Origin of the sequence: Streptomyces sp. UW30 (assembly GCF_008042075.1) — a bacterium.
Classification (GTDB): domain Bacteria; phylum Actinomycetota; class Actinomycetes; order Streptomycetales; family Streptomycetaceae; genus Streptomyces.
Window position 1 is genome coordinate 25558 of record NZ_RDBN01000024.1, and the last position, 11063, is coordinate 36620.

Here is an 11063-nt window from a genome sequence, read left to right on the forward strand (position 1 = left end):
GACGACCATGAGCACCGCAACAGCCAGACCGGAGGCCACGCTGCCGCCCGGCACACCCGTCATCACCGGCTGGTCGGCGGTCTCGCCGTACGGCATCGGCCGTGAGGAGTTCGCCGCCGGGGTGCGCGCCGGAGCCAAGACGGCCGTGAAGGCGGACGCGGGCCTCGGGCCGCTGCCGTCGTCCGACGTGTGCACGGTGCCCGGCTTCGACATCCAGGGGCTGCTCGGCCCGCGCGGCACCGCCAAGATGGACCGGCTCACCGCGCTGGCCCTGGTCGCCTCCGACGGACTGCTCCTGGACGCCGACGGCAACCGGGCCGTGCAGACCGACGACCTGACCGGCGTCGTCCTCGGCATCACCATGGGCAGCCTGGAGAACGTCACCGACTTCCTGCGCCAGTCGTACACCAACGCCCGCCCCTTCTACGTCGACGCGGGCCGCATCCCCTTCGGCAGCCTCAACCACGCGGCCGGCGCCACCGCCATCCGGCACGACCTGAAGGGCCCCAACACCACGGTCGCCGGCGGCCGGGTCAGCGCACTGCTCGCCCTCAACTACGCGCGCCGCCTGATGAGTCAGGGCCGGGCGACGAAGTACCTGGTGGGCTCCGCCGAGGAGTTCTCCGCCGCGCACGCCTGGTTCGAGCACACCGCCGCCGCGTCCGGCGATCCCGCGCCGCTGCTCGGCGAGGGCTGCGGGCTCTTCCTCATCGAGCACGCGGACACCGCCGAACGCCCGCCGCTGGCCGCCGTGCTGAGCGTCGAGACCCGCGTCGACATCGACGACGACCCCGGCGCGGCCGTCACCGCCTGCGCCCGCCGTGCCCTTCAGCGGGCCGGCGTCGACGCCGGCGAGGTGTGGGCGGCCGTGCCGTGCGCCGCGCCCACCGCCGCCGGACGCGCCGAGCACGAGGCCCTCGCCGGCCTCGTCCCCGCCGACGCGCTCTCCCGCGTGCCGTCCATGGAACTGCTCGGCGACACCAGCGCCGCCTCCGCGTCCTTCCAGATCGCCGCGGTGCTCTCGGTCGCCGAGGCCGACCCGGACTCCCGGGGCCGTACAGCTCTCGTCTCCGCCGTCGACCGGGACGGCGCCGTGGCCGTGGCGGTTCTGCGACTGATGGGGGAGCAGCGATGATCGCGCTGGTCAGCGGCGGCTCCCGGGGCATCGGGCGGGCGACAGTGCTGCGCCTGGCGCGGGACGGCTACGACGTCGCCTTCTGCTACCGCTCCAACACCGACGCCGCCGAGCAACTCGCCAAGGAAGCGGCCGAGTCCGGCACCCGCGTCACGGCCACCCGCTGCGACGTCGCCGACGCGGACGACGTACGCGACTGGTACGCCCGCACCGAACGCGAGCTCGGCCCCGTCGACGCGGCCGTCACCTCGGCCGGCATCACCCGGGACCGGCCGCTGGTGCTGATGCCGGAGGACGACTGGAACCAGGTGCTGCGCACCAACCTCGACGGCGTCTACCACGTGTGCCGGGCCGCCGCGTTCTCCATGAGCAAGCGCAGGACCGGCGCCATCGTCAACCTGTCGTCGGTGGCCGGGATCCACGGCAACACGGGCCAGGCCAACTACGCCGCCTCCAAGGCCGGGATCATCGGCTTCACCAAGTCCCTGGCCAAGGAGTGCGGGCCGCGCGGCATCCGTGCCAACGTGGTCGCGCCGGGCCTCATCGAGACCGACATGGTCGGCGACATGCCCGAGGCGGCCCTGCACAAGCAGCTGAAGAACGTGGCGCTGGGCCGCCTCGGACGGCCCGAGGAGGTGGCCGACCTGGTCTCCTTCCTGGTCTCCGAGCGGGCCGCGTACATCACCGGCTCGGTCTTCGAGATCCACGGCGGCGGCACCTTCTGATGAGCGGCGCAGCGCGACCACAGCAGCGGGGCGGACACGACCTCGACGGCCGGCACTACGACGCGATCGTCGTCGGCAGCGGCATCGGCGGACTCGTCGGCGCCGGGTATCTGGCCGCCGACGGCCGCCGGGTCCTCGTCCTCGAACAGCACGACGTGGCGGGCGGCAACGCGCATGTGTTCCGCCGGCGCCGCAAGTACGAGTTCGACGTCGGCACCCACTACCTCGGCGACTGCGGCGAGGACGGACTGCTCCCCGCGGTCCTGTCCGGGCTCGGCGTACGCGACCGGGTGCGGTTTCGGCCCATGGACAACGAGGGCGGCTTCGACCGGATCATCACGCCCACGGCCACCGTGGACGTCCCCGCCGGCTGGGAGCAGTACCGCGCCCGCCTGAAGGGGGCCCTGCCCGCCGAGGCCGACCGGATCGACCGGTTCATCGACCTCGCCACCGCCGTGGCCGGCGCCAGCCGGGCCGGGCTCATGGGCGAGTCGATGGTCGAGCTGTTCCGCAGGTCGCCGCAGACGATGCGCTGGACCCGCCGCACCCTCGGCCAGGCGCTCGACCACTGCGAGCTGTCCCCGAAGGGCCGCACCCTGCTGGCCGCCCAGGCCGGCAACTACGGCGCCATGCCCGACGGGATCGGCTTCGCCGAGCACGTCAACATCATGGACCACTACCTGCGCGGCGCGTACTACCCCGAGGGCGGCGGACAGACCCTCGTCGCCGCGTTCGTCGAGGCCCTGGAGTCCCACGGCGGCGAGCTGCGCACCCGCTGCGAGGTACGCCGCATCCTGACCGACGACGGGCGTGCCACCGGCGTCGAACTCGCCGACGGACAGCGGGTGTTCGCGCCGCTCGTCGTCTCCAACGCCGACTACCGGCGCACCGTCCTCGACCTGTGCGGCGGCGAGGAGACCTTCCCCGCCGACCTGGTCGCCCGCACCCGCGAGGCGACCATGCGCAGCGCGGTCGTCGCCGTGTACGTCGCCCTCGACACCGAGCTGGACGACCTGCCCAACGCCAACATCTGGTGGCACGACAGCGACGACATGGAACGCGCCCACGCGTCCGTGCTCGACCGCTACGAACGCGACGGCGTCTTCGACCGCGTGCCCCAACTCGCCTTCTCCTTCGCCTCCTTGAAGGACTCCGGCTCCGCGGCCGTGTGCCCGCCCGGCCACAGCAACTTCCAGCTGATGACGGGCTGCCCGCCCGGCTACGACTTCTGGGGTGTACGCGGCGGCCCCGTGGACGGCGAGCCCTACCGCCGCAACCCCGCCTACCTGGCACGCAAACGCGAGGTCACCGAGCTGATCCTGGACGCCGCCGAGAGGGTCCTCGGCCCGATCCGGGACCGCATCACCCACGTCGAGACGGCGACCCCGCTCACCAACGAGCGCTACATCCGCGCCAGCGGCGGCACCCCGTACGGCATGGCCAGCTGGGGCTCCGACGGCCGGCGCCCCGACGTGCGCACCGACGTCGAGGGCCTCTACGTCGTCGGCCAGAACGTCCGCTACGGCAGCGGGGTCGGCGGCGTCGCCACCGGCGGCATGGCCGTGGCCTCCCAGATCCTGGGCCGCCCGCTGCTGGCCGAGGTGTACGCCGGAACCGTCCTCGGCGATCCGGCGCGACTGCCCGAACGGGACTCGGACTGGGACCCGTTGCTGGTGTCCCGCGGTCGGGCTCGGCAGGGCGCGAAGGGGCTCGCGCGCATCGGCTGACCCCGGCCCCTCCTCCGTACGACCTTCCCACTCTTCTCAGGAGCAGCATTCCCATGAATCAGGTCCCGCCCTTCGCCGTGGTCTCCGGCGCCCAGGTGCACGAGGTGCTCGACGGGCACGAGAGCGAGGTCGTCGCGGCGGTCGAGGCCGCCTACCGGCTGCACGGCGAGGGACAGACGGTCAACCCGGACTCGTACTTCCTGCGCTTCCCGGACCGCCCCTCGTCCCGGATCATCGCGCTGCCCGCCTCGGTCAAGGGCGAGGTCGGCGTGCACGGCATCAAGTGGATCTCCAGCTTCCCGGAGAACGTGGCCGCGGGCATCCCGCGCGCCTCGGCGGTGCTGATCCTCAACGACGCCGAGACCGGCTACCCCTTCGCCTGCCTGGAGAGCTCCATCATCAGCGCCGCCCGCACCGCGGCCTCGGCGGCCCTCGCGGCCGACCGGCTCAGCGCGGCGCGCGGCACGCGGCCCACCCGGGTCGGCTTCATCGGCGTCGGCCTGATCGCCCGCTATCTGCACACCTACCTCGCGGCGAGCGGCTTCGACTTCGAGGCGATCGGCGTGCACGACCTGTCCGCCGAGCACGCCGAGGGCTTCACCGGCTATCTGCGGCGCGCCGCGGGCGACGACGTGGAGATCACCGTCCACGACAAGGCCGAGGACCTGATCCGCGCCTGCGACCTGGTCGTCTTCGCCACCGTCGCGGGCGAACCGCATGTCACCGACCCGCAGTGGTTCACGCACAACCCGCTGGTGCTGCACGTCTCGCTGCGCGACCTGTCCCCGGAGATCGTCCTCGACTCGTGGAACGCCGTCGACGACATCGAGCACTGCATGAAGGCGGGCACCTCACCGCACCTGGCCGAACAGCGCGTCGGCCACCGGGACTTCGTCGCCGGCACGCTGTACGACGTGCTCACCGGGGCCGTCACCCCGCCGGCCGACCGGCCGGTGATCTTCTCGCCGTTCGGCCTGGGCGTCCTCGACATGGCGGTGGCCAAGTACGTGTACGACCGGGTCGCGCAGGACGGCGAACTGCACACCGTGCCCGGCTTCTTCCACGAGATGAAGCGGTACGGCTGACACCTCACTGACGGCGCGCTGACGCCACGGACCCGTGGCCGAGGCGCGCCTTGTCCTGCTCTCCCACCCCCGAACAGAATCGGAGCCATGAGATCTTTCGCCAGTCTGGCCGATTTCTCCGCCGCCACCGGTGAACACCTGGGCTACAGCGATTGGCTGGAGATCACCCAGCACAGGGTGGACCAGTTCGCCGAGGCCACCGGCGACCTCCAGTGGATCCACGTGGACCCGGAGCGGGCGGCGAGCGGCCCGTTCGGCGGGACCATCCTGCACGGCTACATGACCCTGGCGCTGCTGCCGGAGATGATGCGCGCGATCTTCGACATCGACAGGATCGAGATGGGCGTCAACTTCGGCCTGGACAAGGTGCGTTTCCCGCGCCCCGTACCGGTCGGCGCCCGCGTCCGCGGCGGCGCCAAGCTCACCGGCGTGCGCGAGACCCCCGCCGGCCACCTCGCCGCCGTACGTATGACGGTGGAGGTGGAGATCGACGGACAGCCGCAGTCGGCCTGCGTGGCGGACACCTTGTCGCTGTTCATCGGCCCCGCACCGGCCGAGGGGTAGTAGAACCACCCCTTTTCGGCCGCCCAAGAGGGGAGTTTTTCCCACCGCGTCAGCACCCCGACCGTCGCAACAATGAGGGCACGGGCGCTTCGGCCCACGTACCGCACAGGTAGCAGAGAGGAGCGAGTCGTATGGACCGCACGATGCAGCTCGGGGTGAACCGCCCGCCGGACGGGATCAGGGGATTCTCGGTCGCGGCCGGGATAGTGGGACTGCGGCGGGCGATGACCCTGTGCTGGATGTCCATGGCGGCCTTCGGCCGGTCCCTGGCGGTCTCCGGCGCGATCTGGCTGGTGGGACCCGGCCTCGGCGTGGTGCCGCGCGCCATGGAGGGCGTGCGCAACCTCGCCGCCCAGCAGCGTCAACTGGCGCTGCGCTGGTCGGGGGTGGAGATCCCCGGCCCGCCCGGCCCGCTGCCGCCGGTGCCCGCGGGCGCCTCCGGGGCCGCCGCCCGCTACCGGTGGATCATGAGCGACCCGCAGACCCGGCGGGAGTGGGTCTGGGTGCTCGTCGACCCGCTGGCCGGCGCGTTCTTCGCGTTCTTCCCGCTCGCCCTGATCCTCAGCGGCGTGTGGGGCATCTTCCTCGCCTTCTTCGGGGTTCCGCTGTCCGTCGAATGGGACGGCCTGTGGTACCAGTTCATCCCGATCGAGGGCCAGGCCACCGCCGTCCTCGCCGGTGTCCTCGGTGTCCTGCAGCTGCCGCTGGCCCTGTGGTCGGCGCCGCGCGCCGTGCGCCGGCACGCCCTGTACACCCGCTCGATGCTCGCGCCGAGCGAGAGCGAGCTGATGGCCAGCCGCATCCAACACCTGGCCACCACCCGCTCCGACGCCGTCGACACGCAGATGGCGGAGATCCGCCGCATCGAACGCGACCTGCACGACGGAGCCCAGGCCCGCCTGGTCGCGATGGGCATGACCCTGGACGCCGCCGAACACCTCCTGGAGACCAACCCGGAGGCCGTGCGCGCCCTGCTCATCGAGGCGCGCGAGTCCTCCTCCAAGGCGCTGGAGGAACTGCGCAACCTGGTCCGCGGCATCCACCCGCCGGTCCTCGCCGACCGCGGACTCGCGGACGCCGTAAGGGCGTTGGCCATGGTCTGCCCGGTCCGCACCGAGGTCCAGGTGGACCTTCCGGGCCGCCCGGAGATGCCGGTCGAATCGGCGGCCTACTTCGCGATCTCGGAGATCCTCACCAACGTCGCCAAGCACTCCGGCGCCGACCGGGCCTGGATCGACATCCGTTACGATCGCGGGATGCTCCGCCTCACCGTCACCGACGACGGCCACGGCGGTGCGGACGCCTCGCGCGGCAGCGGTCTGCGGGGCATCGAACGCCGGCTCGCCACCTTCGACGGGGTGCTGGCCGTGAACAGCCCCGTGAACGGTCCGACCATGGTGACGATGGAGCTTCCGTGCGTATTGCCCTCGCCGAAGACCACTTCCTCCTGAGGGACGGACTCATCCGCCTGCTCGGCGCCCACGGCCACGAGGTCGTCGCCGCGGTGGACAACGGCACGGAACTGCTGGACGCGCTCATCAGGGAGCAGCCGGACGTCGCGGTCGTCGACGTCCGGCTGCCGCCGACGTTCACCGACGAGGGGCTGCGCGCGGTGCTGGCGGCCCGCGAGCGGATGCCGGACCTGCCGGTGCTGCTCCTGTCCCAGTACGTCGAGCCGCTCTACGCACGGGAGTTGCTGACCAGCGGCGGCCGCGGGGTCGGCTACATGCTGAAGGACCGTGTCACCAACGGCGGCCAGTTCCTGGACTCCATCCGCCGGGTGGCCGAGGGCGGCACCGCGATGGACCCCGAGGTCATCTCCAAGCTCCTGGTCCGCAAGGAGCGCGACGAGGCCGTGGGCAGCCTCTCCGAACGCGAGCGCGAGGTCCTGGAGTGGGTGGCGCAGGGGCGCTCCAACGCCGGTATCGCACAAGGCCTGTTCATCTCGGAGAAGGCCGTCGCCAAGCACATCAGCAACATCTTCACCAAGCTGGGCCTGCTGCCGGGGGACGGCGACAATCGGCGGGTGCTGGCGGTACTGGCGTATCTGGACCAGTGACGCGCCCTGCGTCGACGCCGAGGTCGCGGCTACCCGGCCTTGCGGCGCTGGTAGTGCCGGGCGACCCGCATCCGGTTGCCGCAGCGGGCGGTCGAGCACCAGCGGCGGCGCGGGTTGGTCGGCAGGAAGAGCATCACGCAGTCGTCCGCCTCGCACTTGCGGATCCCGGTGACCGCCGGATCGGCCAGCAGCTCGGCCGCGGCCTGAGCGAGACCGGCGGCCAGCCGCACACCGGGTGAGCCCTCGCGCCGCCGCGCGACGGCCACCGCCGACCCGTCCCACACCACCTCACTGATCGCCGGCGCGGCACGCTGCGTCCGGTTGAGCGCCTCGATGTCCTGCGCCGGGGGCCGCTCACCCCGGCGGACGTGGTCGAGGGCGCGCGCGATGTGCTCCCGCACGGCGAGCACCGCGGCCAGATCGTCGGCGCCGACCTCACCGGGCATGCCCTCCGCGAGCCGGTCGGCTTCCAGAATCCACCAGGCCCGCAGGCTGTCGGTCGTGGTGAGCAGGTCGCCGGTGGCCGGCCGGGTGTTGACCAGGTCCAGGGCCAGGGGTTCCCCGGTCAGAGGTGCGGGATCACTCATGGGCTAATGGTACATGCATGGGTTGACACGTTAGCCCGTGTCGGCGTAGACCTAATGTGCAACCAAGTCCGCAACCCATTAGAGGGCTCCGTTAGAGGGCTCCATTGGACAGCTCCATCAGAAGGAGACCGGTCATGCTCGCTCCGACAGCCCGCACCGTTCACCGCCACCTGGACGTCGACGGCGTCCGCGTCTTCTACCGGGAGTCCCTCCCCGACCGCCCCGACGCGCCCGTACTGCTGCTCCTGCACGGCTTCCCGTCCGGCTCCCACCAGTTCCGCGCCCTCATCGACACGCTCGGCTCGCAGTACCGGCTGATCGCCCCGGACCACGCCGGCTTCGGCCACACCGAGGCCCCGGACGGCTTCACGTACACGTTCGACCGGCTCGCCGACATCACCGAGGGCTTCGTCCAGGGCCTGGGCCTCGACCGCTTCGTGATGTACGTCTTCGACTTCGGCGCCCCCATCGGCTTCCGTGTCGCCGAACGCCACCCCGAGTGGATCGCCGGACTGGTCGTCCAGAACGGCAACGCCTACGAGGAGGGCCTCTCGGACATGGCCCTGACCCTGATCGGCCTCACCCCCGAGACCCCCGGCGCCGACGACACCATCGACGGCGTACTCACGCTCGACGGCACCCGCAGCCAGTACGAGACCGGCGTCGCCGACCCCGGCCTGATCGCCCCGGACGGCTGGACCCTCGACCAGCACTTCCTCGACCTGCCGGGCCGCAAGCAAGCCCAGCGATCACTGATCCTCGACTACCGCTCCAACTTCGAGCGGTACCCCGACTGGCAGGCGTGGCTGCGCCGCCACACCCCGCCCACCCTCATCACCTGGGGCCGCAACGACCCCTTCTTCACCGAGCCCGGCGCGCGTGCCTACCTGCGCGACCTGCCCGACGCCGAACTCCACCTCCTCGACACCGGCCACTTCGCCCTGGAGACCCACCTGTCGCAGGTCGCTGCGCTGATCGCCGACTTCCTCGACCGCGCCTGGAAGTAGCCGGGCCTGCGCGCCCCGCGCGAAAGGTGCGAAAATCGACGTGGACCTCCGTGGCGCGGGGACCTCGGTGAGGCTGTCGCGGAGAGGGAACGCCGATGGACCTGGACACTGTCGCCGACGAGCTGTACAGGCTGCGGCCGGAGGAGTTCACCACCACCCGCGCCGCCCGCATCGCCGCGGCCCGCACGGCCGGCGACCGTGCCCTCGCGGACCGTATCGGCAAGCTGCGACGCCCGAGCCTGTCGGCCTGGGCCAGCAATCTCCTGGTCCGTGAACGGCACAGCGAGGTCGAACCGCTCCTGCGCCTCGGCGAGGGCCTGCGGCAGGCCCACCACGACCTGGACGGAGAGCAGCTGCGCGAGCTGAGCCGGCAGCAGCGGGTCCTGATCAGCGCGCTGTCCCGGCAGGCCGGACAACTGGCCGCGCAGGCGGGCCACCCGATCACCGAAGCAGCCCGCCACGAGGTCGAGAACACCTTGCGCGCCGTCCTGGCGGACCCCGAGGCGGCACGGGAGTGGGCGAGCGGCAGACTGGTGAAGCCGCTCACCGCCGGCACCGGATTCCCGGCCGGCACCGGATTCCCGGCCATGGCCGAGAACGCGGCCGCCCGTCGCGCCCCCACGGGTACGCCTGCGACCGAAACCCCGCGGCCGCCTCCCCCTGACGCCAAAGCCACCGCGCAGCGGCGCCGACGGCTCACCCAGGCCCGCAAGGACGCCGACAAGGCCGCCCGGGAACTGCGAACCCGTCAGGACGAGGCGGCGACCGCGAGCCGCGAGGCCTTCGCGGCCAAGAAGCGCTGGGACGAGGCTCAGCAGCGGGTCAGCGACATGACCGCCGAACTCCAGCGCGCCAGGGAGGAGCAACGGCAGGCACGGTCCGCGGAGGAGACGGCACGCGACCACGCCCGCACCGCGGACCGTCTGCTCCGCGAGGCGAGGCGGCGGTCGGACGCCGCCGCGGCGATCGTCGAGCAACTCACGGCCCAGGAGCCGTGAACTCTCCCGCGATCGTCGAGCGACTCACGGCCCAGGAGTCATGAAACCCGTGAAACTCTCCCGCGACGGTCGGGCCTCTCACGGCCCAGGAGCCGTCAAGCCTCCCGGTCCCGCCTCCAGCCTGCCGATCCGAGCGAAGGCGGTCCCGCTCTTCGGGCACACCCACATCGCCGTACCGTCGGTGACCGTCGCCGTCAGCGGATGGGCGTCCGGATGGGCGGGACACTGCGGCCACACCGCCGACTCCCCCTCGGACCACAACGCCTCCACCGCCCAGTCCTGAACCTGGTCGGCGATGCCCGCCAGACATTCCTCGGGGGTGGCGCCCATCGACAGGTCGACGCCCTGGCCGCTGCCGTCGGGCGCATACAGCAGCAGCCCCAACTCGGGGTGCTGCTCCAGCCGCGGTCGTACGACACACTGCGCGTGCAGATCGCGCAGGACCACGGTCAGGGCCGGGGGGATTTCCTCGTCCATCACCAGCGGGTTCTCCGATCGTCCACCACGGCTCAGTCGCCCGAGTGGCCCCAGAAACGGATCTCTTGGGGCTTGCCCTCGTCATCGTGCAACACCGCGCACCGCGCGATCCATCGTGATCGGGGGAAGACGTCGAAGTCCTTGACGTGGGCACGTGTCAGCCTGTCGACACCGAGCAGTTCGCGCGCCTCCTCGGCCGTCACGGGTTCGACGGTGTTGTAGTCCGGGGTGTCGTCCGGCCCCACGACGTGGAAGACGTCCAGGATCGAGTGCGTGCCGGCCTCCTGGACCAACTCGTCCTCCCACAGCGCCTCCAGCGACTGCGGCCGAGGTTCCCGCTCCTCCTGCGGCCGCCAGTCGGCGCCGTTGACCCAGTAGTAGTCCCCGGCTTCGAACACCGCACGCCGCAGCTGCTGAAGCGCGGCGTTCAGGTCCTCCTGATACGGCACGTAGTAGTCCCACTCCGAAGCCCCCACCAGCCCTCATCCCCTTCCCGGTCTTCTCTCGGACGGCGGAAGCTAGCAGCTGACTCTGACATCGAGGGCTGTCGGCCGGCGGACGTGGCGGTCGCGCCGGCGGTGGCGCCGGCGGTGGCGGGGCGGGCGGCGACGGCGACGGGAAGGTGCCAGGTGAGCCGGGTGGTGAACGGTCCTGCGCCCTCGGCGCGTTGCTCGGGTTGTCCCACGGGCCGAGAGTAGG

General features: G+C 71.9%; 12 protein-coding genes. 9 read left to right on the forward strand and 3 right to left on the reverse strand.

The features are described from left to right. Positions 1-7 precede the first annotated feature (7 nt). The 7 genes from EAO75_RS13685 to EAO75_RS13715 all read left to right on the forward strand — a co-directional run bounded on the left by EAO75_RS13685 (position 8) and on the right by EAO75_RS13715 (position 7295). Positions 8-1135: a beta-ketoacyl synthase N-terminal-like domain-containing protein gene (locus EAO75_RS13685; RefSeq protein ID WP_147995326.1), complete on the forward strand. Its 1128-nt coding sequence runs from the start codon at positions 8-10 to the stop codon at positions 1133-1135. After that, positions 1132-1860: a 3-oxoacyl-ACP reductase FabG gene (gene fabG, locus EAO75_RS13690; RefSeq protein ID WP_147995327.1), complete on the forward strand. Its 729-nt coding sequence runs from the start codon at positions 1132-1134 to the stop codon at positions 1858-1860. Before EAO75_RS13685 ends, fabG begins: the two co-directional genes overlap by 4 nt. Next, positions 1860-3587, forward strand: a complete 1728-nt coding sequence (locus EAO75_RS13695) for a phytoene desaturase family protein (RefSeq protein ID WP_147995328.1) — start codon at positions 1860-1862, stop codon at positions 3585-3587. Before fabG ends, EAO75_RS13695 begins: the two co-directional genes overlap by 1 nt. Positions 3588-3640: 53 nt before the next feature. After that, entirely contained in the window at positions 3641-4672 is a 1032-nt protein-coding gene (sbnB, locus tag EAO75_RS13700) for a 2,3-diaminopropionate biosynthesis protein SbnB (RefSeq protein WP_147995329.1), read from the forward strand. 78 nt (positions 4673-4750) lie between these two features. After that, entirely contained in the window at positions 4751-5236 is a 486-nt protein-coding gene (locus EAO75_RS13705) for a MaoC family dehydratase (protein ID WP_410092278.1), read from the forward strand. Positions 5237-5367: 131 nt separating this feature from the next. Continuing rightward, on the forward strand, positions 5368-6687 hold the full coding sequence (locus tag EAO75_RS13710) for a sensor histidine kinase (RefSeq protein ID WP_147995331.1): 1320 nt from the start codon (positions 5368-5370) through the stop codon (positions 6685-6687). Then, positions 6651-7295: a LuxR C-terminal-related transcriptional regulator gene (locus tag EAO75_RS13715; RefSeq protein WP_147995332.1), complete on the forward strand. Its 645-nt coding sequence runs from the start codon at positions 6651-6653 to the stop codon at positions 7293-7295. The genes EAO75_RS13710 and EAO75_RS13715 overlap by 37 nt, the downstream gene beginning before the upstream one ends. Positions 7296-7324: 29 nt before the next feature. On the opposite strand, the gene EAO75_RS13720 is transcribed toward EAO75_RS13715, so the two are convergent. Further along, a complete protein-coding gene (locus tag EAO75_RS13720) occupies positions 7325-7882 on the reverse strand; it encodes a CGNR zinc finger domain-containing protein (protein WP_147995333.1) in 558 nt (185 codons plus the stop codon). A 134-nt stretch (positions 7883-8016) separates the two neighbouring features. On the opposite strand from EAO75_RS13720, the gene EAO75_RS13725 reads away from it, so the two are divergent. Both EAO75_RS13725 and EAO75_RS13730 read left to right on the forward strand, forming a co-directional pair. Continuing rightward, positions 8017-8889 carry an alpha/beta fold hydrolase gene (locus EAO75_RS13725; RefSeq protein WP_147995334.1) on the forward strand — a complete coding sequence of 291 codons (873 nt, stop codon included), beginning with the start codon at positions 8017-8019 and terminating at the stop codon, positions 8887-8889. Between the two features lie 95 nt (positions 8890-8984). Next, positions 8985-9887 (forward strand): hypothetical protein, encoded by a 903-nt coding sequence (locus EAO75_RS13730; RefSeq protein ID WP_147995335.1) that lies wholly within the window; start codon positions 8985-8987, stop codon positions 9885-9887. A gap of 78 nt (positions 9888-9965) precedes the next feature. Here EAO75_RS13730 and EAO75_RS13735 read toward each other — a convergent pair whose 3' ends face one another. Both EAO75_RS13735 and EAO75_RS13740 read right to left on the reverse strand, forming a co-directional pair. After that, a complete protein-coding gene (locus EAO75_RS13735; RefSeq protein ID WP_187284425.1) occupies positions 9966-10364 on the reverse strand; it encodes a hypothetical protein in 399 nt (132 codons plus the stop codon). A gap of 32 nt (positions 10365-10396) precedes the next feature. Further along, a complete protein-coding gene (locus EAO75_RS13740) occupies positions 10397-10840 on the reverse strand; it encodes a hypothetical protein (RefSeq protein ID WP_147995336.1) in 444 nt (147 codons plus the stop codon). Positions 10841-11063: the final 223 nt, after the last annotated feature.